This is a genomic window from Oxalobacter formigenes (genome assembly GCF_002127965.1).
Taxonomy (GTDB): Bacteria; Pseudomonadota; Gammaproteobacteria; order Burkholderiales; family Burkholderiaceae_D; genus Oxalobacter; species Oxalobacter formigenes.
This window is the reverse complement of sequence record NZ_CP018787.1, coordinates 525,825-551,004: the sequence shown is the minus strand read 5'-3', so window position 1 is coordinate 551,004 and position 25,180 is coordinate 525,825. Positions and strand designations below refer to the sequence as shown.

23 protein-coding genes and 1 other RNA gene are annotated in these 25,180 nt (G+C 47.9%); 9 read left to right on the top strand and 15 right to left on the bottom strand.

Annotated features, from left to right (window positions below; genetic code table 11):
* Positions 1 to 187: 187 nt before the first annotated feature.
* The gene (locus tag BRW83_RS02685; RefSeq protein WP_036603203.1) at positions 188 to 1,687 is read left to right on the top strand and encodes a B12-binding domain-containing radical SAM protein; all 1,500 of its coding nucleotides are present in this window, start codon (positions 188 to 190) and stop codon (positions 1,685 to 1,687) included.
* A gap of 15 nt (positions 1,688 to 1,702) precedes the next feature.
* Here BRW83_RS02685 and corA read toward each other — a convergent pair whose 3' ends face one another.
* From corA to mpl, 7 genes are all read right to left on the bottom strand, one after another.
* Positions 1,703 to 2,671 carry a magnesium/cobalt transporter CorA gene (gene corA, locus BRW83_RS02680; protein WP_005881779.1) on the bottom strand — a complete coding sequence of 323 codons (969 nt, stop codon included), beginning with the start codon at positions 2,669 to 2,671 and terminating at the stop codon, positions 1,703 to 1,705.
* A gap of 204 nt (positions 2,672 to 2,875) precedes the next feature.
* Entirely contained in the window at positions 2,876 to 3,595 is a 720-nt protein-coding gene (gene mtgA / locus BRW83_RS02675; protein ID WP_005881781.1) for a monofunctional biosynthetic peptidoglycan transglycosylase, read from the bottom strand.
* Entirely contained in the window at positions 3,595 to 4,404 is an 810-nt protein-coding gene (gene aroE, locus BRW83_RS02670; RefSeq protein ID WP_005881784.1) for a shikimate dehydrogenase, read from the bottom strand. The genes mtgA and aroE overlap by 1 nt, the downstream gene beginning before the upstream one ends.
* A gap of 64 nt (positions 4,405 to 4,468) precedes the next feature.
* Complete coding sequence (locus BRW83_RS02665; RefSeq protein ID WP_036603204.1) at positions 4,469 to 5,275, bottom strand: cell envelope integrity TolA family protein; 807 nt, start codon at positions 5,273 to 5,275, stop codon at positions 4,469 to 4,471.
* A 131-nt stretch (positions 5,276 to 5,406) separates the two neighbouring features.
* A complete protein-coding gene (locus BRW83_RS02660; RefSeq protein ID WP_005881787.1) occupies positions 5,407 to 7,359 on the bottom strand; it encodes a ribonuclease catalytic domain-containing protein in 1,953 nt (650 codons plus the stop codon).
* Positions 7,360 to 7,402: 43 nt separating this feature from the next.
* Positions 7,403 to 7,990 carry a YqiA/YcfP family alpha/beta fold hydrolase gene (locus BRW83_RS02655; RefSeq protein ID WP_005881789.1) on the bottom strand — a complete coding sequence of 196 codons (588 nt, stop codon included), beginning with the start codon at positions 7,988 to 7,990 and terminating at the stop codon, positions 7,403 to 7,405.
* Between the two features lie 9 nt (positions 7,991 to 7,999).
* Positions 8,000 to 9,385 carry a UDP-N-acetylmuramate:L-alanyl-gamma-D-glutamyl-meso-diaminopimelate ligase gene (mpl, locus tag BRW83_RS02650; RefSeq protein WP_005881791.1) on the bottom strand — a complete coding sequence of 462 codons (1,386 nt, stop codon included), beginning with the start codon at positions 9,383 to 9,385 and terminating at the stop codon, positions 8,000 to 8,002.
* 74 nt (positions 9,386 to 9,459) lie between these two features.
* On the opposite strand from mpl, the gene BRW83_RS02645 reads away from it, so the two are divergent.
* The 7 genes from BRW83_RS02645 to BRW83_RS02615 all read left to right on the top strand — a co-directional run bounded on the left by BRW83_RS02645 (position 9,460) and on the right by BRW83_RS02615 (position 15,616).
* Positions 9,460 to 10,083, top strand: coding sequence for a hypothetical protein (locus BRW83_RS02645; RefSeq protein ID WP_005881793.1), 624 nt, complete (start codon positions 9,460 to 9,462; stop codon positions 10,081 to 10,083).
* A gap of 92 nt (positions 10,084 to 10,175) precedes the next feature.
* Positions 10,176 to 10,610: a type II 3-dehydroquinate dehydratase gene (gene aroQ / locus BRW83_RS02640; protein ID WP_005881795.1), complete on the top strand. Its 435-nt coding sequence runs from the start codon at positions 10,176 to 10,178 to the stop codon at positions 10,608 to 10,610.
* A gap of 35 nt (positions 10,611 to 10,645) precedes the next feature.
* Positions 10,646 to 11,125 carry an acetyl-CoA carboxylase biotin carboxyl carrier protein gene (gene accB, locus BRW83_RS02635; protein WP_005881797.1) on the top strand — a complete coding sequence of 160 codons (480 nt, stop codon included), beginning with the start codon at positions 10,646 to 10,648 and terminating at the stop codon, positions 11,123 to 11,125.
* Between the two features lie 72 nt (positions 11,126 to 11,197).
* On the top strand, positions 11,198 to 12,559 hold the full coding sequence (accC, locus tag BRW83_RS02630; RefSeq protein ID WP_005881799.1) for an acetyl-CoA carboxylase biotin carboxylase subunit: 1,362 nt from the start codon (positions 11,198 to 11,200) through the stop codon (positions 12,557 to 12,559).
* Between the two features lie 30 nt (positions 12,560 to 12,589).
* Positions 12,590 to 13,501, top strand: a complete 912-nt coding sequence (prmA, locus tag BRW83_RS02625; protein ID WP_005881801.1) for a 50S ribosomal protein L11 methyltransferase — start codon at positions 12,590 to 12,592, stop codon at positions 13,499 to 13,501.
* Between the two features lie 8 nt (positions 13,502 to 13,509).
* Entirely contained in the window at positions 13,510 to 14,658 is a 1,149-nt protein-coding gene (locus BRW83_RS02620) for a zinc-ribbon and DUF3426 domain-containing protein (protein ID WP_005881803.1), read from the top strand.
* A gap of 19 nt (positions 14,659 to 14,677) precedes the next feature.
* Complete coding sequence (locus BRW83_RS02615) at positions 14,678 to 15,616, top strand: carbohydrate kinase family protein (protein ID WP_005881805.1); 939 nt, start codon at positions 14,678 to 14,680, stop codon at positions 15,614 to 15,616.
* Positions 15,617 to 15,695: 79 nt separating this feature from the next.
* Here BRW83_RS02615 and rpsT read toward each other — a convergent pair whose 3' ends face one another.
* From rpsT to BRW83_RS02580, 7 genes are all read right to left on the bottom strand, one after another.
* A complete protein-coding gene (gene rpsT / locus BRW83_RS02610; protein ID WP_005881807.1) occupies positions 15,696 to 15,968 on the bottom strand; it encodes a 30S ribosomal protein S20 in 273 nt (90 codons plus the stop codon).
* A 125-nt stretch (positions 15,969 to 16,093) separates the two neighbouring features.
* Positions 16,094 to 16,996 (bottom strand): pyridoxal-phosphate dependent enzyme, encoded by a 903-nt coding sequence (locus BRW83_RS02605; protein ID WP_005881809.1) that lies wholly within the window; start codon positions 16,994 to 16,996, stop codon positions 16,094 to 16,096.
* 2 nt (positions 16,997 to 16,998) lie between these two features.
* A complete protein-coding gene (recR, locus tag BRW83_RS02600) occupies positions 16,999 to 17,595 on the bottom strand; it encodes a recombination mediator RecR (RefSeq protein ID WP_005881812.1) in 597 nt (198 codons plus the stop codon).
* A 17-nt stretch (positions 17,596 to 17,612) separates the two neighbouring features.
* Positions 17,613 to 17,936: a YbaB/EbfC family nucleoid-associated protein gene (locus tag BRW83_RS02595; RefSeq protein ID WP_036604004.1), complete on the bottom strand. Its 324-nt coding sequence runs from the start codon at positions 17,934 to 17,936 to the stop codon at positions 17,613 to 17,615.
* Between the two features lie 17 nt (positions 17,937 to 17,953).
* Complete coding sequence (gene dnaX / locus BRW83_RS02590; RefSeq protein WP_005881816.1) at positions 17,954 to 19,768, bottom strand: DNA polymerase III subunit gamma/tau; 1,815 nt, start codon at positions 19,766 to 19,768, stop codon at positions 17,954 to 17,956.
* 154 nt (positions 19,769 to 19,922) lie between these two features.
* Positions 19,923 to 20,021, bottom strand: an RNA gene (ffs, locus tag BRW83_RS02585) — signal recognition particle sRNA small type.
* A gap of 50 nt (positions 20,022 to 20,071) precedes the next feature.
* A complete protein-coding gene (locus BRW83_RS02580; RefSeq protein ID WP_005881818.1) occupies positions 20,072 to 21,556 on the bottom strand; it encodes a UbiD family decarboxylase in 1,485 nt (494 codons plus the stop codon).
* Positions 21,557 to 22,072: 516 nt separating this feature from the next.
* Here BRW83_RS02580 and BRW83_RS02575 point away from each other — a divergent pair.
* Complete coding sequence (locus BRW83_RS02575) at positions 22,073 to 22,921, top strand: lytic transglycosylase domain-containing protein (RefSeq protein WP_231284513.1); 849 nt, start codon at positions 22,073 to 22,075, stop codon at positions 22,919 to 22,921.
* A 15-nt stretch (positions 22,922 to 22,936) separates the two neighbouring features.
* Here the strand turns inward: BRW83_RS02575 and BRW83_RS02570 are convergent, their stop codons facing one another.
* Positions 22,937 to 24,967, bottom strand: coding sequence for a primosomal protein N' (locus BRW83_RS02570; RefSeq protein WP_036604006.1), 2,031 nt, complete (start codon positions 24,965 to 24,967; stop codon positions 22,937 to 22,939).
* Positions 24,968 to 25,180: the final 213 nt, after the last annotated feature.

The following is a 25,180-nucleotide window of genomic DNA, read 5'->3' as shown; positions in this document are numbered from 1 at the left end:
CAATTTTCAAGCTAACGGGTATCATAGCTTCTCAAGCCGAAAAACCTGCTTGACCACAGTCAATTTTTCCCTCATCCCCCGGCTTTATCCGCTTATTTCCCGAATTGCAAACAGTTCATTCGACTTGTCTTTTTGACAGCCTTATTTCATGATAGGCGCCCACACCCTCCAAAATAATAAAAATGCCATGTCGATATTGCTTTCCACTTTGAATGCCCGTTACGCTCATACAGCTCTTGGCCTTCGTTACCTGAAAGCAAATATGGGGGCGCTTCAATCCAGAACCGAACTGATGGAATTCGTCATTGGCGCAGATGTGACCGTTCTTGCCGAGAAAATACTTTCACGAAAACCACGTATATTGGGATTGTCGGTTTACATCTGGAATGTGGAAGAAACAACAAAACTCGTTTCTCTGATTAAAGCCGTTTCTCCTGATACCATCATTATTCTCGGCGGCCCTGAAGTATCCCATGAAACGGAAGACCAGCCTGTCGCCCGGATGGCTGATTATGTCATCAGGGGCTGGGGTGAAATGACACTGCCCACATTATGCCGGCAGATTCTTGACGGCAAAGCGCCTTCTACGAAAGTCCATCAGGGCATTCAGCCTGCCATGACGGATATCACTCTGCCTTATGATCTTTATACTGATGAGGATATCGCCCATCGCACTCTTTACGTAGAAGCGTCACGTGGATGTCCTTTTCGATGCGAATTCTGCCTTTCTTCGCTTGATAAAACGGCCTGGGCTTTCGATACAGACCTGTTTCTCGATGAAATGGAAAAGCTGTACCGGCGCGGGGCAAGAAATTTCAAATTCGTCGATCGCACTTTCAATCTGAATATTAAAAGAAGTCTCCAGATTATCCGGTTTTTCCTGAAAAAACTGGAAGATGCGCCAATGGACCCTGTGTTCGCTCACTTCGAACTGGTTCCGGATCATTTACCCGACGCGTTGAAAGAAGCCATTCTGAAGTTTCCCGAAGGTTCCCTGCAACTGGAAATCGGAGTCCAGTCTTTCAATACCGATGTACAAAACCTGATCAGCCGAAAACAGGATAATGAAAAATCGGAAAAAAATATCCGCTGGCTGAGAGAGCATACTCACGCCCATATGCACGCTGATCTGATTGTAGGACTGCCCGGAGAAAATATCGACAGCTTTGCAAAGGGTTTCAACCGCCTGGTCGATATCGATCCGCACGAGATACAAGTGGGTATTTTAAAACGTCTTCGGGGCACTCCGGTATTAAGACATATCGAAGCATACCGGCTGGTTTTCGATTCCTCAGCACCTTATACGATTTTGTCCACCGCCGATATCGGATTTCAGGATATGCAACGGATGAAACGTTTTGCGCGCTTTTGGGATCTGATTGCCAACTCAGGCCGCTTTATCAAAACATTGCCATTTATATTGAAGGATCAGCCATTCGAACGTTTCATGGCACTGTCCGACTGGATCTATCGGAAGACAAATGCCATGCATGGCATTGCGCTGGAAAGGCTCGCTTCTCTGATCACGGAATGGTTGTCCGAAAATGGGGAAGAGTTGGCAACCGCCCGGGCAATTGTGGGCGCTGATTTCATCCCGCGGGCGGAAAGAGGCAAAAAAGGGGAAGACAACAAACATCCTGCCAATATGGCACTGATCCGGCAAAACCGGCGAAAAAACAGTGAATAACGGCATGAAACCTGTTTATTTCAGCCAGCCCCTGTGACGGAAATACCAGAAAGGCGCCAATGCACTAGCCACCATCAGAATCAGCGCGAACGGATAGCCGAAATCCCAGGCCAGCTCCGGCAAGATACGGAAGTTCATGCCGTATATACTGGCGATCAGTGTCGGCGGCAGGAACGCCACACTGGCAACCGAGAAAATCTTGATGATCTTGTTCTGGTTGATGTTGATGAAACCGACCGTCGCATCCATCAGGAAGTTGATTTTTTCAAACAAAAATGATGTATGGCCATCGAGCGATTCGATATCCCTTAAAATCTGGCGCGCTTCTTCAAACTGGTCCGAATCCAGCAAACGGCCTCTCATCAGAAAGCTGACCGCCCGACGTGTATCCATCATCGTACGCCGGATACGTCCATTCAAATCTTCTTCCTTGGCAATCGTGGAAAGAGTAGCCGCCGCGTCCTGATCGGTAAACTCTTCCTGCAATACCTTGCTGCTGACTTCTTCCAGATTGCGGTATATGCCTTCGAGTGCATCCGCAGAATATTCCGCGTCGGTAGCGTACAGATCGAGAAGAACGTCCTTGTAATCGGTAATGGAACCGGGTCGCGATCTGGCCCGCATCCTGACAAGTCTGAAAACCGGCAGGTCTTCGGGATGCATGGAAAACAGCATGTTGCGTGTCAGGATAAAAGCAACGGTAATGGTCTGTGAGGGGCCCTCATCGTCGTCATCGATCCGAAAGTCCGTTCGCAGATGCAAGTCACCGTTTTCCGCCTCGTAATACCGGGCAGACGCTTCGATGTCCTTGACGTCGTCTTCATCCGGCATCGTCACATCATAGGTGCTTTTCACCCAGGAACGCTCTTCTTCCGTCGGATCGGTCATATCGACCCAGATAGGGGCGACATTTTCCAGATCCGCTCTGGATTCGATAGGCACCTGATTCAAGCGACCGTTTTGAAGGACGAAGACATTGATCATGAGAAAAAACTTTCAGACACATTAACAGGGTTTCTGTCGGCAGAAATCAGGGATGGATCACATCACATAAAGATTTCAGTTTAATGACAAACGTTCAAATTGCGTTATTTTGAATGGTCACCAAATTATTGCCCAACTGAAAATAGCGCAAGTGTACTGATAACATGTTTACGAGGCAAGTTACTTGCGAACAATTAATTTCTTTTATCTTGGCACGTCAGCCGACCCCATTCTTCTTAATATAAGAGAAGTCCGGCGCATCAGATAAGCGGAATTTCTGTGAGAATCGAAATAACGGGGTTTGGGTAACATGGCCGCAAGCCTGGCTGCCTGCCCGGCACTGAGATTGGCAGCGGATGTCCCGTAATAATGGCGTGCCGCGGCTTCAGCGCCGAATACACCCGTACCGAACTCGACCAGATTCAGGTAAAGCTCGAATATTCGCTCCTTTTCCATCCAGAACTCGAGCATGTAGGTAATGACAAGTTCCTGGACCTTTCTCACATAACTGCGACTGCCGGAAAGAAAAAGGTTTTTGGCCAGCTGCTGCGTGATGGTAGAACCGCCTGCGACGATTTTTCCTTTCTTGCTGTTTTTTTCATACGCCTTTAACAGCGCTTCCCACTCCACACCTTCGTGATCGGTGAAATTCGAGTCTTCGGATGCAATGACCGCCCGTTTCAAATTTCGCGAAATACGTTTATACGGTACCCATTTATGCTGCAACTTCGCTTTGGGATTCTTTTCCTGCAAAACGGACAATTGTTGCCGCATGAAGCTTGTCGAACCCGGATTGAAATGAACCCACCATGCAATCTGGAAGAAAAAGTAGATCTGCATCGCCAGTATGAGTCCCAATGGAACAAAGACGATCCAGCGCCAGTATTTTCGGCAAAGTGCGACAAGTTCCCTTATTTTCGCCATTATTCGCGTCCGAAATGAGAAAATACCGGTTTCGTCTGCGGTTTGACACCACGCCAGACAAAAAAGGATTCTGCCGCCTGTTCCACCAGCATACCGAAACCATCACGTGTTCTGGCACCACATTGCCCGGCAAATTGCATGAAAGGAGTCGGCCTGTTTGCATAAACCATATCGAGTGCCAGTGTGTGCTTTTCAAAAACGGGAGAAGAAACCGGCGGCATCGCATTTGAAAGCCCGGCAGAAGTTGCATTGATGACAATGTCGTAAGGCTCGTTCAATTCGTCATATGATGAAACCCTCGTCTTTCCGAATCCGGAAAACTGTTTCGCCATTTCATCCGCTTTTTCGACGCTCAGATTGGCAATATGAACGATGTCAGGTTTCTGCTGCAAAAGAGGCAGCATCACACCGTAAGCCGCACCACCAGCACCCAAAAGTAAAATACGACTATTTGATAACGAAAAACCGGCATTTAGCGTCAAATCGGCGACAAGTCCAGCTCCGTCCGTATTATCGCCATATATGATGCCGTCCTTAAAGTGAAGTGTATTAACGGCTCCGGCCATTTTCGCCCTCGACGTCAGCTTATTCGCCAAACTGAAGGCCTCAAATTTGAAAGGGACAGTGACATTCAATCCTTTTCCGCCTTCATCAATGAATTTCCTTACGGCATCAACAAACCCGTCAAGTGGTGCCAACAGACGTCCATATTCCAGATTCTGCCTGGTCTCCAATGCAAACAGGGCATGAATCTCAGGTGATTTGCTATGGGCGACAGGATTTCCTATAACGGCGTAACGATCAGGCATAACGATGCATTATATGTGAAGTTAAACGATTTTAATGAAATTTAAGGTAAATTTGCATGAACGATCAAGAAGTCGTCGTTACAACCTGCGATTTCAGCCCCTGATCACGTGTAAAATTCAAACGTGTAATGATGCTTCGGACATTCCCGCTAAAACGGCCAAAAGGCGCAGCGCGCCGTACAATTTTCAAAGCGGCCGCATCCAGAGCCGGATTGCCGGACGACTTGACCACACTGACCCCACCGGCTTTTTCATAAAGAGAGCCGTCATGATACACGTTAATCCGGACAGTCAGCTGCCCATACAAACGGGTTCCATTTTTTTGTGGGAAATTTATGACACCAATGCTTTCGACTTTTTTCTGCACTGATTTGAAATACATGGCATCGCCGACATCTCTGGTTTGTGAAGTAATGGCCTGACCGCTCCCGTTGCCATAGGCATAACCTCCCCTCGCATTCCGGTTGAACACAACGGAATCGCCTTCACCTCTTCCCCCACCCGTTCCGCCATACCCGTTCTGAGTGCCGCCTTTATTGGAAGAATGGGCGTTTTTTTGGACGGGATTGGTCTTTGTTTCCGGAACAGGGATACTTTTCTGATTGCCTTGTTTTGAAAGGGACGTAATCGGGCGGCTTTCGGCCGGTTTGTTTTTCAACACATGTTTCTCAGGCATTTTTTCTACGGCTGCCTGAGCATTGACGACGGTTGCGCTGATATTGTTGTTTGCACCAGCCGAACCTGTTCCCAGGCCATTCCCCCCTCCGCCACTGAGCACGACTTCAATAACGGGAGAAGTATGTCTGAAACCGGATGTCGCAGGAGTAACGAATTTAACCGACAACACAATAGCGTGTATCAGAACGGACACAGCGATTGCTATACCTAATCCACGATTTTTCAGTATTGAATTTGTCGGCATCGGATGAATCACCAAAAATAATGCATGCGCCTGAATTTCAAGGGAATTTATGCGCGATCACTATACACCCATTCAGCATTTTACTCCGTCAATTCTTCTTCGTTTTCGTCTGATGCCGTTTCATCGACATTTTCCGTCACATCAAGAAGTCGCGCCTCGACAGACAAATCGATTTCATCCCAGCGTATCAGATCGACCCGCACCTGCGTTCCTCTTGCCAGCGGACGCATTCCCGGCATGGCAATCGTCAGAGGGATATCGACGAGACGCAGCATTTCATCCCTGATGACAACAGCTTCCACTTGTCTGACATTATTTTGAGACAGCCACCGCAAACACCAGTAACGTTCCATTTTCGACTGAAATTCGCCATATGCGCTATAAACGGAATCGAATGCACTTACAATGGCAAACAAATTGGCATCTTTTGGCTTGAACGGAGCAGACAAAGGAGCTGTGATCCCATAATTGACACATGCCAGAATCTGCCACTGATTGACCAGATCCGTATAGCGTCGCAGCGGTGAGGTACACCATGCATACTGGTCAACACCCAGGCCCTGATGGGGCGCTGCATGAGTGACCATTTTTACCTGCATGCGGTTCAGCCAGCTTCCTGTACCCCCCCCCTGACTTCTGTAAATACCGGGAATGCCGTGTTCGTGTAACAGTTTTCCCCATGTACTGTTGGCGAAAATCATCAGTTCGGCAACGATTTTATCCAGTGGCGCTGTTCGTTTGCGACGTTCGATTGTGACGATATCGTTCTCATCCACATAAAAATTGAAATCGACGCGATTATTCTGTTCGGGCCTCAAGCCGAAGCCTTCGCGCTTTTCCATCCGTTTTTTCTCGAAAACCTGCGAACAATGCCATAAAACAGCAATATCGTCTTTATGAGGGTATTCTCCCTCTCTTTTTTCAAGACTTTCAGCGGTAATCAGGCTGTCAAGATCGTTATGTCGGAGGTTTTCGGCAACACGGATCATTTCTGCGCGTGTTTCCGTTTCAAGGACAGACCAGTCCTGCGGATTTAACGTCGCATACAGGCTCATTGCCGGACGTTTTTCACCTGCACTGAGCGTAAACTGGTTGACCAGTTCATCCGGCAACATGGTGATTTTGTCACCCGGCATGTAAACCGTCGAAAGGCGTTTTTTTGCGATTTCGTCCAGTGAATCGTCCGGTTTCATTCCCAGAGCCGGTGCTGCGATGTGAATACCGATGCGGATGTTGCCATCGGCAAGAGTGGTCACTGAAAAAGCATCGTCGATTTCAGTAGTGGTTATATCGTCAATTGAAAAGGCGTTGACCTCCGCTTCCGGCAACTCAAGAGCGGTATCGGGTATATCGATTTTCGGGAACCGTGTTCCTTTCGGAAAATTCTCGAACAAAAACCGGGCGAGGTGTAATTCTTTCGGATTGCTTATCCCGCCCAGATCAAGCAAAAGACGTTCAGGAGAAATGTGCAACTCGTCACAAGCTGCAAGCAAGGCTTTGTATTCGATACTGTTTTTATCTGGCTTGCATAAAAGAGCTACGGTATTCGTTCTGATCGCGTCAGGCAATCGTCCCTGTACCAGTTCGTCAACGTATTGTTGCTGAATAATCGCCTGCTGCCGTTTTTTTTCAAGTCCAGCCAATGCGGCCTGCAAGGATTTTTCAGGCGCCGCCTTATAACGGCCCTTTCCTTTTTTGTAAAAATAGATCGGTGCCGAATGCAGCCTGAACAACAGGCCAGCGGCTTCTTCAGGTTTCGGATCATGCCCGAAATACTCCTTGCCAAGATCCTGATAGCCGAATTCATTTTCTCCGGCAACTTCCCACAAGAAGTCCAGATCGATTTCTTCCGATACCTGAGAAGCTTCCGAAATCAGTTCTGCGGGCTCATGCGAACTGAACTGGAACAATACATCCTTTGCACGAACCTTTGTTCGCTTGCCTCCGGGCAATTCAACCTGAAAGGCCTCGCCGACCTGATTCAGGATACCACCCGTTTTAAATTCACCGGATTCTTCAAAAAATAAATTCATTAACCGCTCTATTCAATACTCAAACTTGATATATGGCACCAGCTTATGTTCGGCCGGAATGTTCAATTTTACAAAAAGAAAGCACATTATCGAGATATTTCTCAAAATCGGACAGGCCGTGATCACTCCCGTCGATGATGGTCTGGTTTGCACCTGCATAATGTTTTTGCATCATTTGCCAATCCAGCAACTGGTCTCCCTTTGCCGCAATCAGCATATATCTTTGCGGGTTTGTGATTTTCCTGACTTGAATCGAATGCAATTCCGCTTCATACCGTTCAACAAATTCAAGCCATTCTCTCACCCTGAGGTCACTTCTGTCCGGACTATCGCCCAATATCTTGATTTTCCATGGATCGATCACAGGATTCAGAAGTACAGCACGACACTGCAACTGTTCAGCAATCCAGTTGGCGTAAAAACCTCCCAGCGAAGAACCGATAACCGCAAGAGACTCCGAGGGGCAACCACTCACCAAATTCAGGGCAATTTCAACCGATTTAACCGGAGATGGAAACAATTGAGGGCAAATATATTCTCCCTCACCATTCAACGCCTTCAGTCTGTCTTCAATCAGCTGCGCCTTGAAAGATTGGGGAGAAGACTGAAATCCATGTAAATACAAAATCATGATGATTGCCTATTTAACGGATAACTTATCCAGTATTTTCTGGTGAATGCCACCAAATCCACCATTACTCATCACCAGAACGTGATCGCCTGGCTGCGCAGCCATAATGATTTCATCGACAAGCCTGTCAATATCACTGAACGCTTTGGCCCTGTCACCCAACGGCAACAGCGCCTGCTCCAAATCCCAGCCAAGTCCATTTTTTCCACCATCAGCGCCATAAGCAAAGACCATATCCGCTTCCTGCAGACTTTGCGGCAACGCCTGCTTCATGACACCGAGTTTCATGGTATTGGAACGGGGTTCAAGTACCGCCAGAATACGCTGGCCGGGTACGGAGGCAGTTTTCTTTTTCAAACCGGCAATCGTGGTTGCAATTGCGGTAGGGTGATGAGCAAAGTCATCATAAACGGTAATACCGCCTACGTTTCCACGACATTCCATACGCCTTTTGACGTTTTTGAATCGGGAAAGCGAATCGATGGATTGTTCAGGCCGTACCCCAACGTGTCGCGCTGCTGCGATGGCAGCCAGCGCATTCAAACGGTTATGCTCGCCGGTCAGGTCCCAATGAACCGTTCCCTGATATTGCCCGTCAAAAAACACGTCGAAATCGTCATCATCTTTCTCTGCCATCGACCAGGAGTCTTTTCCTTCATCACCGAACCATTCTTTTTCACTCCAGCACCCCCGTTCGACCACCCGTTCCAGCGCCGGTTCACGGTTATTGACGATCAGTCGTCCATTTCCGGCCACCGTTCTGACCAGATGATGGAATTGTGTTTCGATAGCGGAGATATCGGAAAAGATATCGGCATGATCGTATTCGAGATTGTTCAGAATGGCCGTTTTTGGCCGATAGTGAACGAACTTGCTTCTTTTATCAAAGAAGGCCGTGTCGTATTCGTCCGCCTCAATGACAAAAAAAGAGGATTCTTTTTCACCATGCAATCTTGCAGAAATACCGAAATTCAATGGAACGCCACCAATCAGAAAACCGGGGGAATATCCGGCATCTTCCAATATCCATGCCAGCATGGAAGTCGTCGTCGTTTTGCCATGCGTACCGGCAACGCCAAGAACCCATTTGTCATTTAAAATATGCTCACCGATCCATTGCGGGCCCGAAACATAAGGCAGTCCGCGATTTAAAATGGCTTCCATTAGAGGATTGCCTCTTGAAACGACATTACCAATGACAAACAAATCCGGTTTCAATTCGATCTGGCCTTCATCGTATCCATTGATCAGTTCAATACCCTGTTCCTGCAATTGCGTGCTCATTGGCGGATAGACATTCGCATCGCAACCGGTTACTGTATGCCCTGCCGCTTTTGCCAAAACAGCGACCCCTCCCATGAAGGTTCCGCAAATACCTAGGATATGAATATGCATGATGCTTCGATCAAATAATAAGTTCAGAAAATTTTAAACGATACGCAAGTGTTTTCGCCGGGATTTACACAAACATGACAATCAACCGTTTAATCGATATTGCCAATTTGCGACAGGAAATCGCTATCGCTGCTGCACGCATGATAGCAGAGGAAGGAACCAGTTACGAAGTGGCCAAACGCAAGGCAGCCCGTCAGATACTGGGAAACAGCCGCATTACCGGAGAAATCCTGCCGGACAATATGTCGATCGAAAAAGAAGTCAAACTGTATAACGAACTTTTTCTTGCAGATTCCCAACCGGCGCGATTGTTGCACTTACGCACACTTTCACTGAAATTAATGCAGGAACTTGAAGAGTTCAACCCATATATCACCGGTGCCATCCTGAATGGTACGGGAGGAGAACACAGTGACATTCATATACAGTTATTTACGGATAACGTAAAAGATGTCGAGATTTTTCTTTTAAACAAGGCCATCGATTTCGATGTGTCGGAATTGCCTCATTTTCGTGGCAAGGGTCACACAATCGAAACGATACATTTTATGTGGCACGAGGAAATTGCTCATCTATCCGTATATGAATCTGACGATATCCGCAAATCCGTCAAGCTTTTCGGCGCAAATTTTTCCCGGACAGATATTAACGGGTTGCAGCGATTAATTACCCAAAGCACCCCGTCTGAAAATGAATAATTTTTAATATTTCAGGCGTTTTTCCTTGCCTCTTTACGACATTTGACGGCAAAATGCTGAAAATCCAATTAAAAAAGCAATTTTAACAAGCCATGGCAAAAAACATACTTCTGCTGAACGGCCCGAATCTGAATCTGCTTGGCACACGCGAACCGAACGTTTATGGAAAAACGACTCTGGATGATATCGTTGCGTCCGCCAGAACTCAGGTGGAAATGGCCGGGGGACAATTTGCCAGCTTTCAAAGCAATCACGAAGGTGACCTGATCGATCGTATTCATCAGGCCCGTACCGAAAACATCGATGCCATTGTCATTAACCCGGGCGGACTGACTCATACAAGCGTTTCATTAAGAGATGCCCTGTCGGGAGTCGCCATTCCCTTTTATGAGGTTCACATCTCTAACATCCATCAACGTGAGCCTTTCCGTCATCATTCTTTCCTTTCTCCTGTCGCAAAAGGTGTAATATGCGGCTTTGGAGTGGATGGATACCGTATGGCTATCGAACACGCACTCAAATATTAATTACCAACATTTAACAGCATTTTTCCGGGATTTATATGGATTTACGTAAATTAAAGACTTTGATTGACCTCGTTGCCGAATCCGACATAGCCGAGCTTGAAGTGACAGAAGGCGAAAGCAAAGTACGCATTGCGAAAAACTCTGCCGTACAGGGTCAGCAATTCGTCATGCAGGCACCTGGCGTCATGCCACAACAATATATGCAAGCGCCTGCTGGCATTCCTCAAGGTGTTGCCGCTCCTGTCGCAGCCGAGGTTCCAGCCGAAAGCGGCATCATGGAAGGCCATGTCGTTAAATCGCCAATGGTCGGTACTTTCTACAGCGCGCCTGCTCCTGGAAATCCGTCTTACGTTGAAGTGGGTTCTCCTGTCAAACAGGGCGATACGCTTTGTATTATTGAAGCCATGAAGCTCCTGAATGAAATCGAAGCTGAAGCTTCGGGTGTCATCAAACAGATTCTTGTAGAAAACGGCGAACCTGTCGAATTCGGCCAACCGCTGTTTGTTATTGGTTAAATACGGTTAATTTGAGCCAAATACGTTCTATTTACCGTTATTTTCGATTTACGGAACAATCGCCACCAAATTATGTTTGAAAAAATACTTATCGCCAATCGTGGTGAAATTGCGCTGCGTATCCAGCGCGCCTGCCGCGAACTGGGCATAAAAACCGTTGTTGTCCATTCCGAAGCGGATCGTGAAGCAAAGTACGTGAAACTTGCCGATGAATCCGTTTGTATTGGACCTGCTTCTTCGGCGCAAAGCTATCTGAACATGCCTGCCATTATCAGTGCGGCTGAAGTTACCGATGCACAAGCAATTCACCCGGGCTACGGTTTCCTCTCGGAAAACGCCGACTTCGCCGAGCGCGTTGAAAAATCCGGCTTCGTTTTCATTGGCCCCCGTTCGGAATCCATCAGGGTAATGGGCGATAAAGTCAGCGCCAAGCAAACCATGATCAAGGCAGGTATTCCTTGCGTACCGGGTTCGGAAGGCGCATTGCCGGACGATCCACAGGAAATTATCGCCACTGCTCGCAGAATCGGCTTTCCTGTCATCATCAAGGCTGCCGGCGGCGGCGGCGGCCGGGGAATGCGTGTCGTTCACACAGAGGCCTCCCTGTTGAATGCTGTCACGATGACAAAAACCGAAGCGGGTGCCGCTTTCGGCAATCCTGAAGTTTACATGGAAAAATTCCTTGAAAACCCGCGTCATATCGAAATTCAGGTGATTGCCGATGACCATAAAAACGCCATCTGGCTGGGTGAACGCGACTGTTCAATGCAGCGCCGACATCAAAAGGTTATCGAGGAAGCTCCAGCTCCGGATATTCCCCGCAGACTGATCGATCGTATCGGCGAACGCTGTGCCGATGCATGCAAAAAGATCGGTTATCGTGGCGCGGGTACATTCGAATTCCTGTACGAAAACGGTGAATTTTATTTCATCGAAATGAATACGCGTGTTCAGGTCGAACATCCGGTTACTGAATTGATTACCGGTGTGGACATCGTTCAGGAACAAATTCGCATTGCTGCCGGTGAAAAACTGAGTTTCCGTCAGCGTGATATCCGTCTGATAGGCCATGCCATTGAATGCCGCATCAATGCTGAAGATCCTTTCACGTTTATTCCGTCACCGGGAAAAATTACCTCATGGCATGCACCGGGGGGTCCCGGCATGCGCGTGGATACACACGTTTATGCAGGATATCGTGTTCCACCGTATTACGACTCCATGATCGGCAAGATCATTTCCTATGCTCCGACTCGGGATATGGCTATCCGCAGAATGCAGGTTGCCTTGACTGAAATGGTGGTCGAAGGTATTCAGACCAATCTGGCGCTTCATCGTGAATTGATGCATGACCCGAGCTTTATCAAGGGTGGCACCAATATTCATTATCTGGAACAGAAACTGGCTGAAATGTTCCCGGAAACCGAAAAATAAACAAACCGGTCAATCTGTCTGGAGCTTATAGTGAACTGGAATGAAGTAGTTGTAGAAGTCGCTTTCGATATAACGAACGCGTTTTCAGACGCTCTCATGAATGCGGGCGCCCTGTCCATTACAGTGGAAGATGCTGATCTGGGCACACCGGCAGAGCAGCCCCTGTTCGATGAACCCGGCGCAGATTCGAACGAGTATGCATGGAAACGCAGTCGTGTCATCGCCTTGCTCCCAGCCGACGCCAATGCCGGCGCAGTATTAAAAAAGGCTGCAGAAGAGTGCAAGTTAACCGAAGTTCCGGAATTTATTCTTCGGGAAGTACCGGATGAAGACTGGGTTCGCGTAACCCAGTCCCAATTCGATCCGATTCACATCGGCGAAAAAATCTGGATTGTGCCAAGCTGGCATGAAATCCCGGATCAAAGCGGGATTGTTCTCGAACTGGACCCCGGCCTCGCATTTGGGACGGGTTCTCACCCGACAACCAGACTGTGTCTTGAATGGCTCGAAAAGAACGTCAAAAAAGAGCAGACCCTGCTCGATTATGGATGCGGTTCCGGCATTCTGGCGATTGCCGCCATCAAGCTCGGCGCCAGCAACGTGACGGGTGTGGATATCGATCCCCAATCGATTATCACGTCGAACGAAAATGCCGAACGCAATCATTGCAGCTTTTCGTGCCACTTGCCGGATGAGTTTCCCTCTTTTGAACCTGACCGTCAATATGATATAGTCGTTGCCAACATACTGGCCGGCCCATTGAAGACGCTGACAAAAACTCTGACCGAACGAATCAGAAAAAACGGATCACTGGTTTTGTCCGGTATCCTCGAAGAGCAGGCCAATGATGTGATCGAGGCATATGCCCCTTATATTAATTTGACGGTCTGGAAAAGCCATGAAGGATGGGTCGCTTTATCAGGCCAACTTAACCGGCTTTGATCCCAAGCATGTCACTGGCTACACGTTGTCCCAAATGCAATACGGTTTTTCAGGTTAACGAGGAACAGCTCAAACGCTACTCCGGCGTCGTCCGTTGTGGTGTCTGCCATAACCCGTTTAACGGTATCGACCATTTGATAGGTCGTCTTTCCCATAGCGAACCTGACTCTGCCCTGTCAAAACCAGAAAACGTTTCTTCTGCTCTCATTTCTCGCGATTCAGCCCCAACCAAACCCGGGGAACAGGGAAAAGCGCCTGCAAAAGAAACCTTTTCTTCAAATTTGGCACCATCTTCTGAAAAGATAAACGAAGATGACGAAAATACAGCAATAAACGAGACAATAAGTGCACAAGAAGCCGCTCTCAGGCAATCCTTTGAGAAACAGATTCAGTCGATCAGTTTTGACCTGAATCTGTCTTCACCTGAGGAAGACAAACCGGATTCTTCCGTTACTGACACCACGAATCCAACAGCTGGCGATACTGAGGCAAAACCGGCAGAATCCATACCGTTTACGGCCAATATCGAAAGAAAAGAGCCGTTTTTGCCGACAGACCCCGTCAAAGACGATATCGCACCGGCTGTCATTGTCGATGCGCCTAAAAAAGATGTTGAAACACCCGCCTCGACGGAAGAACTGGTCAAAATTGTCAACAAGAAGAAAAAAAGGTCCCGTTTCTCCCAATTCCTCTGGAGTATCGGCACTCTCTTATTGCTCGCATTTTTGGGACTTCAGGGCATTTACCGGTATTCTGAAGAGATTACGGCCTGGTGGCCTCCTGCTGAAGAACTGGTTAATACTACATGCGAGTTATTGTCGTGCCCTGTCAAAGCCCCAATAAAGAAACCTGCGCTGACAATCGAAACAGGTGTGCCCGAAAAGCTTGAAAACAGTGCTGATCAGTATACCCAGAATATGACGATTACCAATAACAGTCCGGACTTGCAGATCTGGCCTGCGCTTGTGATGGAACTGACGGATTCGGATAACAAGGTCTTGTTGCGCCGTACTTTCCAGCCGGAAGAATATCTGCCTGAAGAAGCCGGAACGGCAAAAGGACTTGCCCCGACGTCAGCCATCACTTTTAAAATGACTTTCGAATTTACACACAATTCGGCTGTAAAGAGCCGGGTATTCCTTATTGATAATCCCTGATCACAACACTATTTAAATTATGAGCTCTCTAATTTGCGGGTCGCTTGCTTACGACACGATTATGTCATTCCCGGAACGATTTTCCGAATCCATTCTTGCCGACCAGTTACACAATATCAACGTCTGTTTTCTCGTTCCCAGCATGAGACGGGAATTCGGCGGCTGTGCCGGCAATATTGCCTACAACCTCAAGCTTCTGGGTGGAACGCCTTACATCATGGCAACCATCGGTATGGATGGCGAACCCTATCTTGAAAGACTCGCTGAACAGGATATTTCCCGCCGCCATATCAAGACGATAAAAAGAACCTATACGGCCCAGGCCTTCATTACTACGGATAAAAACAATAACCAGATTACGGCTTTCCATCCGGGCGCGATGTCTTTGTCCCATGAAAACAAGATTGAAAATACGACGGGAGACAATATTCAGCTGGCTATCGTCGCACCTGACGGTCGCGACGGCATGATCCAGAATGCTGACGATTGCGCCAGACTTGGCATTCCCTTCATTTTCGATCCGGGTCAGGGTCTCCCCATGTTCAATCAGGAAGAACTGAGACATTTCATTGAAATCGCCACTTATGTGGCCGTCAATGAATATGAAGGCGAAATGCTGGCTCAGGCAAGCGGCTGGTCTTTGGCTGAAATCGCCTCAAAGGTCAAGGCACTTATCGTGACCTGTGCTGAAAGAGGCGCGGTCATTTACGAAAATGGCGAAAAATTTGAAATACCTTGCGTCAAGGCAGCAAAAGAGGCCGACCCCACCGGTTGTGGCGATGCTTTCCGTGCCGGCCTGATTTATGGCCTGACCAACGGCAAGGACATGCTGACGTGCGGCCGTCTTGGCAGCCTGATGGGCGCCATCAAAATCGAATACTTTGGCCCGCAAAGCCACAAAATGACGGCAAAAGAAATCGCCGACCGTTTTGAAAAAGAATTCGGTTACCGCTACTGAAAACGGAAACGACAAAAGGCACGCTTGCTACAAGCGTGCCTGATATACAGCAAATAATCCGAAAGTTGCCAGCTGAAAATCAAGCAGCAGCGGACATTGCCTTCAATGCAGCGGCCAGACGGCTTTTATGACGTGCGGCCTTGTTTTTGTGAATACGTTTCTTGTCGGCGATACGGTCGATAACCGAAACGGTATTGTTGAAAACGGAAGCGGCTGCTTCCTTATCGCCAGCAGCAATCGCTTTTTGTGCCGTTTTGATTGCAGTACGCAATGCAGAACGCTGACTGGAATTGTGTGCATTCAGTTTTACTGCCTGACGAGCACGTTTGCGTGCCTGAGCTGTGTTAGCCATAAAATTTCCTAAAAACCTGTGTTAGTTGTTGGATTACGAACCTTTTTCGCAATACAAAATCTGTTTAGCCTTTGATTTTAATCGATACAACGGCTTATGACAATCTTTATGTTGCACTTATGCCGTTAAAAAGGAAAGAATCCAGAAGAAAAGTACTTGTTTCCCCTGTCAGCCATCATAAAAACGATAACGGCCTGATCGACTGTTTCAGACAGGTTCAAAGCCACTTCGCAAGCGCAGGCAGAAGATAACCCGCAGAAAATTCCCTCTTCAGAAGCCATTTTTCTGGCCCGGTATTCTGCGCATGCCTGACTGATTTCTTCAATCTGATCCACCCTTTTCTTTTCGTAAAACCGCGGGCGTTGATTTTCCTGCCAGTGATACATGCCGGTAATGTGATCCCGGTTTGCCGGTTCAACTCCGATAATCCGGATTTTTTTGTTCTTTTCTTTCAGAAAGCGGGAAACGCCCATAATCGTACCCGTCGTTCCCATCGGACAAACGAAATGGGTAATCTTTCCCTTGGTCGCACTCCATATTTCCGGGCCGGTCGTTTCGTAATGGGAAAGAGGATTGTCCGGATTGTTGAACTGGTCCAGCAATACTCCTTCTCCGGCTGCCGCCATTTGCTCGGCAAGATCACGCGCATATTCAATGCCACCGCTTTTCGGCGTCAATACAATTTTCGCGCCATACACTGCAATGCTTTGCTGTTTGAAATAATTGGCGCTTTCCGGCATGACCACAATGGCGCGATAACCACGGGCAGCAGCCATCATCGCCAGCGAAATTCCGGTATTGCCACCTGTTGCCTCGATCAGGGTGTCACCTGGCCGGATTTCGCCACGTTCTTCAGCGTGGCGGATCATTGTTTTAAGGACACGATCCTTGATGGAGCCGGATGGATTGCCACACTCCCATTTCCCGAGAACAAGGTTCCTGCGACTTTTTGCATTCTCACTCGTCGAACGGAGCAACTCCACCAGGGGAGTGGAACCGATTGTCCCTTCAATTGTTGTATATGGCATATTCAGGTAGACCGCCTATCCAGAAAAGCGCGCGCTATGGTACCGACGTCGACATATTCGAGTTCCGCACCAACCGGAACACCTCTTGCCAGTCTGCTGACCCTGATACCCCGCACCTTGAGCATCTCGCTGATGTAATGGGCGGTTGCTTCGCCTTCATTGTTGAAACTGGTGGCAAGGACGACTTCTTTGACAATCCCGTCCGTTGCCCGCTTGATCAATTTGTCGAAATGGATTTCTTTCGGCCCTATTCCATCCAGTGGAGAGAGGCTTCCCATCAGGACGAAATAATAACCTTTGAACGTCAATGTCTGCTCGATCATCATCTGGTCGGCAGGTGTCTCCGTGATACACAAAAGAGAGGCATCTCTTTCCTGATCACTGCACATTTCACAGACTTCCGATTCGGTAAAGGTATTGCAACGTTCGCAGTGACGTACACTGGAAATGGCGTTTGCAAGGGCGACGCTTAACTGTTGTGCTCCATCCCTGTCGTGTTGCAAGAGATGATAAGCCATTCTTTGCGCCGACTTCGGACCGATACCCGGCAGATGCCGGAAAGCCTCGATCAGTTGCTGAAGTGAGGAAAGCGATTTCACGAATCGGGAAAACCGGATTAAAAGGGCATTTTAAAACCTGGAGGCATCGGCAATCCTGCCGATACGCTGGCCATTTTTTCCTGCGAAGTCGCTTCCGCTTTGCGAACAGCATCATTGAAGGCGGCTGTAATGAGATCTTCCAGCATTTCCTTGTCGTCACTCATCAGTGCCGGATCGATCGAGACTCTGGAAACATAATATTTGCAACTCATCAAAACGGACACCATTCCCGCACCAGACTGTCCTTCAACAATGGTTTTGCCCAGCTCTTCCTGAGCTTTTTCCATATTCTGCTGCATCGCCTGCGCCTGCTTCATCAGGTTTGCCAATTGATTTTTCATATCCATTTCCGTTCCGGTTAAACAGGTTTGACAGAACCCTCGACGATATGTCCGCCAAATTCAGCAATAACGGATTTCACATAAGGGTCATTTGTTATGGCTTCTTCAGCCTGACGCTGCCTTTCGGCACGCGCTTCAATCGCATTCTGATTGGCGGTTTCTTCAACCTTGCCGATTTCAGTCGTTATTTTAACGGGCTGACCAAAATGTTCCGCCAGAACTTCTGTCAACCTGTTGATATTATTGGGCGTGCAAAGAGTAGCAATAGGCGACTTCAAATGCAATACGCAAGCGGAATCTTTTTTTTCCCAATGAACCAGTTCTGTCTGTTGCGCCAATTGCTGAACCATTCCCCTTACCGGCAACACTGCGGCCAATTCCGGCCAGTTTCCATTCCAGCTGCCTTCTCCGGGATTCTTTTTTACCGGAACGTCAGCAGGTGCCGCAGGCATTTCAGCTGACATTGCCAAAGCAACAACCTCTGTAACCGGCGCACTTTCATTTTTCTTTACTTCCGGAGACTTTGCCGTTTGACCTCCCTGATTCGAAAAAGATTCATCGTCTACCCAGGGCGGAATGGCGGAAACGGTTTCTTCCGGTTTCTTTTCAGGAACCGGAATTTTTTCCACTACCGGAGAAGAAGGAACTTTTTGTTCCACTGCCTGCCCTTTGCCCGAATCAGTTTTTGGACGATTTGCTGGTGTCCTCTCGCTTTTCGATACAATTTGAGGGATGCTGCGGTTTCCCTTGTCAGGACTGAATGCAAGCATTCGCAATAGCGTCATGGAAAACCCGGCATATTCGTCCGGCGCCAGCCCCAGCTCGTTTCGGCCATGAATGGCAATCTGGTAATACAGTTGCAATTCTTCAGGGGAAAAGATCGCTGCCAGACGCGATAAATTGTCGGAATCGGCAATATCGTCCAGAGGGTAATCAGGCACGCTCTGGATCATGGCAATTTTCTGGAGCAACAATCCCAGATCCTGCAAGGCAGTGCTGTAGGATAAACTGCGAAACGCCATTTCATCAGCCACTTTAAGCAGACTGGTTCCATCCCGGTTGGCCAGATGATCCAGCAGGCGAATCAGATAAGTCTGATCCAGTGCACCCAACATATCCTGAACCGCTTCATCCGTTACATGACCTGCCGTATAGGCGATGGCCTGATCCGCAAGTGACAAGGCATCGCGCATGGAACCCTGTGCTCCTTGCGCCAGCAAACGAAGGGCCGGTTTTTCAAACGGTATGTTCTCAAGCTCGAGGATGCGGCTCAAATGATCGACGATATGAGATACCGGCATTTGCTTGAGATTGAACTGCAGACATCGGGACAAGACTGTTACCGGAATTTTCTGCGGATCAGTTGTCGCCAGAATGAATTTGACGTATTCAGGCGGTTCTTCAAGTGTCTTCAGCATGGCATTGAATGCCTGCGAGGTCAGCATGTGAACTTCGTCAATCATGTAAACCTTGAAGCGGGCGGCAGTTGGCGCATAAACAGCCTGTTCCAGCAATTGCAACATGTCCGCAATACCGCGATTGGAAGCGGCATCCATTTCGACATAATCGACAAAACGGTCGGAATCGATGGCCTTGCATGCTTCGCAAATGCCACATGGCGACGCCGTGATGCCTTTTTCACAATTTAATGATTTGGCAAGTATTCTCGACAATGTTGTCTTGCCGATGCCTCTCGTGCCGGTAAACAGATAAGCGTGATGCAAACGCTGACTTTCCAGCGCGTGCGACAGGGCACGAACGACATGATCCTGCCCGACGATATTTTCAAAATTCTTCGGGCGATATTTTCTGGCTAGGACTAAATAGGACATGGGACAATTGTACCTTATTGCTTCCAGATTCGTTTAAAAGTAAGGCAATATACTGCCTTCTTCATTATCGGAGCAATGATACTGCACAATCGTGATTTTTCGTGACGTTTCAGCTCAATTGCATCAGCTGAAAAAACGTCTGAAAGAGAAATACAAAGGCGAGCCTTGACTGCGGCACTCGCGGAGATTGGCTGTGGCTGCTTCGTTCCCGACCTGACCAGATTCACCATTCCGCAATGCGCAGGGGCCCGCCAACCGGCATTGTACAGCAAAGAAACCGTTCTGCAAGAAAATAAGCGCGGTTTACAGACCGAGATCTTTCCAGATACTGTCCACTTTCTGTCGCACCTCATCTTTCATGTTTATTTTCGTACCCCATTTCCGGCTGGTTTCACCGTCCCATTTGTCCGTTGCATCGATGCCCATCTTGCTTCCCAGACCACTGACAGGAGAAGCAAAATCGAGATAATCGATCGGTGTATTTTCCACAAGAATTGTGTCTCTTGCCGGATCGACCCGCGTGGAAATCGCCCAGAAAACCTCTCCCCAGTTACGGATATCGATATCCTCATCAACCACAATGATGAATTTCGTATAGAGAAACTGCCTTAAAAAGCTCCAGACACCGAACATGACCCGTCGCGCATGTCCCGGATAAGCTTTCCGGATTTTCACCACGGCAAAACGGTAGCTGCATGTTTCCGCGGGTAGATAAAAATCGATTATTTCGGAAAACTGTTTTTGCAAGAGCGGTACGAAAACTTCATTCAATGCCAATCCCAGCATCGCGGGTTCATCAGGCGGTTTTCCGGTATAGGTTGAAAGATATATCGGATTTTTACGCATGGTAATCCGGTCTATCGTCAATACAGGGAAAGAATCCCGCTCATTGTAGTAGCCCGTATGATCGCCAAACGGTCCTTCCATTGCATGTTCATAACCCGATTCATGCGACTCGTCAGGATAAATATGCCCTTCAAGCACTATTTCAGCTCGCGCAGGAACCTGTAAATCACTGTTTTTCGTTTTGACCAGTTCGGTACGCTGACCGCGCAAGAGTCCGGCAAACTGATATTCCGACAATTCATCCGGAATCGGTGTTACGGCACTTAATAAAGTGGCAGGATCGGCGCCGATCACGACAGCGACAGGAAAGGGCTTTCCCTTGTTGGCAATCTTGTGTTCCCTGAAATCCTGTGCGCCACCCCGGTGAGCCAGCCAGCGCATGATAACTTTGTTGCCGGAAATCACCTGCTGGCGGTAAATACCCAGATTCTGCCGTTTTTTGTTGGGTCCCCGTGTTACCACAAGTCCCCATGTGATCAATGGGGCGGCATCCTCCGGCCAGCACGTCTGAATAGGCAAGGAGTGAAGATCGACGTCTTTTCCTTCAAGAACGATTTCCTGACAAGGCGCGTTTTCAAGCTCTCTGGGTCGCATATCCATCAGTGACTTCAGCATCGCCCCCATTCCAAGAAGGTCTGAAAATTTTTCCGGCTGCCTTGGTTCTTTCAGGGATGCCAGAAATTGTCCTATTCGCCTCAAATCTCCAGTCGTTTCCCCCCCCATCGCTTTGGCAATACGACGGCTTGTCCCGAAAAGATTGGTCAAAACGGGGATGGAAAAACCGGACGGATTTTTGAAAAGAAGAGCCGGGCCGCCCTGATGAAGCACACGACTTGAAACCTCCGTCATTTCCAGATCGGGCGATACGGAAACAACAATTTCCTTTAATTCACCGTCTCTTCCAAGTTGTTCGATGAAGTCTCTCAAGTCACGATATTTCATTTATTTTCTCTTAAATTTTTTCGAAGTTTCCAACCTTTAATTATTTCATAAATATATGATTTTTATGAAAATTATTCTATTTTTACACTTTTACTATATAATTATAAAGAATACAAACAGCTATCTTTATAATTGACTTGATATAAAACCGCACATAAAATGCGCCCAGTTTCATAACAAAATATTTTTCAAAACCAAATATACCATTCAATAAATTGATGCACGTCATTGCATATCGGAAACAGACTAAATTCGATAATGGCGCATCAAGAACTCTCAGGTAGGCAAAGAGCCTTTTTTGTAGTTTAACGGTTGCGAAGCTCAACCTCTCGAGAAAACTGCAACTCCATTGAGTTCATCTGTTTACTGTCCACAAGACATAAACGGAAATAATTCGGAAAAACGATGCCAGCAGACAGAAGAAACCCTCTTTTGTTTTGTTCGTTTTGACACCGTTTCAAATCCGGGGGAGTTAACATGTTTCAGGATTTTTTTAAAAATTTGTATTTTCAGAATTTGAAAGTTAAAGCACACAATCTGATCGGCCAGAAAAAACTGTTCATTCATACACATCCCAGAATGTGGATGTTTTTCGCCAGTCTGATGCTTGTCGCCATCACTCTTTTGTGTGTCAAACCGGAATTTGCCAAAGGCGTTTCCGAGTCTCTGCCAATCAAGGAAGCGAATGCCTCCAATGCACCTGGCACAACTGCCGAAACACCCAACTGGGTTAAAACGGATGTATTGACTGCACAGCAAAAAGAAGAACATTCAAAACTGGATGAATTGAAGCAAAAACAAAGAGTTGCGTCATGGATTTCGAAACGCTACAAGATTGCCAACAAGGCGTCCAACCTTTTTGTGACAACCGCTTACAAGACAGCATTCGATATCGGTCTCGACCCGCATCTGATTCTGGCTGTCATGGCTATTGAATCGCGTTTCAATCCATATGCAGAAAGCTCGATGGGCGCACAGGGCCTGATGCAGGTCATGGCGAAAGTCCATGCCGATAAATTTGAAGACCACGGGGGTGTTCAATACGCTCTGGACCCTGTCGTCAATATCAAGGTCGGGTCCAGAATTCTGAAAGAATACGTCAGGCAGACCGGCAGTGTCGAACGTGCCCTGAAAACCTACGTTGGTGCGGCGCAGATGAGTCATGACAACGGATATGGCAACAAGGTCATTGGCGAATACAAGATGCTGAAAGCCGTTGCCAGCGGATCGAAAATATCCACTCTGGCACAGGCAAAAACGACAGACAAACGTTCCGCACGCCAGCGCAAGGTCATCAATCCTTCTTCCCTGTCCACACAGGAAAGAAAGGAACAACGCATTCATGACAACCCGGCATTGCTGTAAAAGCGCGCCTGTCGTTTAAATCGACATCGGGTCGACTTCAATATGCCAACGGATACCGGTCTTCATATTTCGCAAGACCGGTATCCATTCTTTAAGCATCCCCTGCAATCTGCCTCTTGAAGTCGATTCAATCAGAAGTTGTGCCCGTTCGACATTGGCAATCCGCATCATTGCCATTGGAATCGGCTCATTGATAATAACCGCTTCCGGCTCGGGAATCGCGTCAATCGCCTGACGCAAAAAATCCAGCGCATTTTCCACTTTTCTTGCCTCTGCAAAAAGCAGCACCTGAAAACCGAATGGGGGCAATCCGGCATTCTGTCTTTCCATCAACAAATCGGAAACATAATTGCCATAGTCATGTGTCAGCGCAGCCTGATACAAAGGATGCATGGGATAACGCGTCTGGATCAGCACTTCGCTCCGGTTGCCATGTTCGGATACTCCTCCCCTTCCGGCCCGTCCGGCAACCTGCATGAGTTGCGAAAACAGGCGTTCGCCTGCCCGGTAATCATGTGAAAAAAGAGCGGTATCCGGATTCAGGACACCAACCAGCGTCATGTTCTGGAAATCGTGTCCTTTCGATATCATTTGTGTCCCGATCACAATATCGATTTCACCTTTGTGAACCATTTCCAGTGCTGCTTCCAGACTGCCTTTTTTACGTGTCGAGTCGGCATCGATTCTCAATATGCGAGCGTCGGGAAAATAACCGGCCAATCCTTCTTCAATTCGTTGTGTACCTCTCCCCAGCGTCTGCAAATCAATATTTCCACAATCCGGACAAACACGCGGTATGGGCCTTTCCAGCCCACAGTGGTGACAGCGCAGCAAATGATGAGACTTGTGATAAACCATATAGGCGGTACAGCGTTCACAGACGCTGATCCAGCCGCAGGCTTCGCACGTAATGACCGGAGCATAACCACGCCGGTTCAAAAACAGAAGTGACTGCTCACTTTTCTCCAGACGCCGCTTTATTGCATTGATCAGTGACGGTGAAAAACCGTTTTGAAGTGGCTCGCGCGTTGCATCGATCAATCTGATCGCAGGCAAAACGGCATCCTTGACGGCCCGTTCGGGCAATTCCAGCTTGACGTAACGACCGGACAAGACGTGCTGCCAGCTCTCCAGAGACGGTGTCGCAGACCCCAGCACGACAGGAATGCCAAGCTGATTTGCCCGCCAAACGGCCAGATCCCGGGCCGAATATCTCAAGCCTTCCTGTTGCTTGTAGGAAGGATCGTGCTCTTCGTCGACAACGATCAGCCCCAATTGCGGCATGGATGCAAGAATCGCCAGACGTGTCCCCAGAACAATCCGTGCGACTCCCGTATGAATCTGCAACCAGTTTTTCAAACGTTCACTTTCCGTCAGACGACTGTGCAAGGTCGCGATGGTAACGCCGGGAAAGCGTGATCTGACCGATACTTCCAGCTGTGGTGTCAGATTGATTTCCGGCACCATGATCAGAACCTGCATAGCATCGGACTGCTTCAGTTTTTCTTCGATGGCTTGCAGATATATTTCCGTCTTTCCGCTACCGGTCACGCCATAAAGAACGAACGGTTTGAATCCCCGTGTCTTCACAATGGCCGAAACCGCTTGTTCCTGAGCCTTTAGCAGAACGGGTTTTTCCATATTCGTCGCCACAATATTACCCGGAACCTGAACAAGCGCCTTGACCGCACGTTTCAAGGCCAGTTTCTTATTGGCACGGATATTTTTCGGGATTGAAGGCAAAGCGACTTCACCCAGAGGGCGCTGATAATATCCGGCAGCGAAACGGCACAAGTCGATCCAGTCGGTTCTCAAGGGAGGTATTTCGCTGATAACGGATACAACGTCTTTCAACTTGTTTTCATCGATTTCCGACTCTTCTTTTACGTCGACGATCAGTCCGGCTTCTTCACGGCGTCCGAAAGGCACAACGACCAGCATACCGATTTTAGGAACCGGAAAATTTTCCGCTTCAACCGGATAACGATAGTCAAAATAAAAGTCAAGTGGTGTATCAAGAACAACCTGAACGATGCAATGCTGTATCAACTTAATGTAAACCCTGCAGAGTATGGCTAAGCTTCGAATTTGTAAGGCCTTTTTCAGCTATCCACAAAGTCTGTGGATAACATTGTGGAAAATCAGGTATTGACACCTCATCGCCCTAGTATTTATGCGCCTTTCAATAATTTGCTCATCCGGAATGCAAAAAAATTATCTTTTAAAATCAATTACTTAAAAATTACACAGAAATAATGA

Coding starts and splice junctions, on each gene's coding strand:
- BRW83_RS02685 (WP_036603203.1), top strand. CDS start 188: ATGTCGATATTGCTTTCCACTTTGAATGCCCGTTACGCTCATACAGCT.
- corA (WP_005881779.1), bottom strand. CDS start 2,671: ATGATCAATGTCTTCGTCCTTCAAAACGGTCGCTTGAATCAGGTGCCT.
- mtgA (WP_005881781.1), bottom strand. CDS start 3,595: ATGGCGAAAATAAGGGAACTTGTCGCACTTTGCCGAAAATACTGGCGC.
- aroE (WP_005881784.1), bottom strand. CDS start 4,404: ATGCCTGATCGTTACGCCGTTATAGGAAATCCTGTCGCCCATAGCAAA.
- BRW83_RS02660 (WP_005881787.1), bottom strand. CDS start 7,359: ATGAATTTATTTTTTGAAGAATCCGGTGAATTTAAAACGGGTGGTATC.
- BRW83_RS02655 (WP_005881789.1), bottom strand. CDS start 7,990: ATGATTTTGTATTTACATGGATTTCAGTCTTCTCCCCAATCTTTCAAG.
- mpl (WP_005881791.1), bottom strand. CDS start 9,385: ATGCATATTCATATCCTAGGTATTTGCGGAACCTTCATGGGAGGGGTC.
- BRW83_RS02645 (WP_005881793.1), top strand. CDS start 9,460: ATGACAATCAACCGTTTAATCGATATTGCCAATTTGCGACAGGAAATC.
- aroQ (WP_005881795.1), top strand. CDS start 10,176: ATGGCAAAAAACATACTTCTGCTGAACGGCCCGAATCTGAATCTGCTT.
- accB (WP_005881797.1), top strand. CDS start 10,646: ATGGATTTACGTAAATTAAAGACTTTGATTGACCTCGTTGCCGAATCC.
- accC (WP_005881799.1), top strand. CDS start 11,198: ATGTTTGAAAAAATACTTATCGCCAATCGTGGTGAAATTGCGCTGCGT.
- BRW83_RS02620 (WP_005881803.1), top strand. CDS start 13,510: ATGTCACTGGCTACACGTTGTCCCAAATGCAATACGGTTTTTCAGGTT.
- BRW83_RS02615 (WP_005881805.1), top strand. CDS start 14,678: ATGAGCTCTCTAATTTGCGGGTCGCTTGCTTACGACACGATTATGTCA.
- rpsT (WP_005881807.1), bottom strand. CDS start 15,968: ATGGCTAACACAGCTCAGGCACGCAAACGTGCTCGTCAGGCAGTAAAA.
- BRW83_RS02605 (WP_005881809.1), bottom strand. CDS start 16,996: ATGCCATATACAACAATTGAAGGGACAATCGGTTCCACTCCCCTGGTG.
- BRW83_RS02595 (WP_036604004.1), bottom strand. CDS start 17,936: ATGAAAAATCAATTGGCAAACCTGATGAAGCAGGCGCAGGCGATGCAG.
- dnaX (WP_005881816.1), bottom strand. CDS start 19,768: ATGTCCTATTTAGTCCTAGCCAGAAAATATCGCCCGAAGAATTTTGAA.
- BRW83_RS02580 (WP_005881818.1), bottom strand. CDS start 21,556: ATGAAATATCGTGACTTGAGAGACTTCATCGAACAACTTGGAAGAGAC.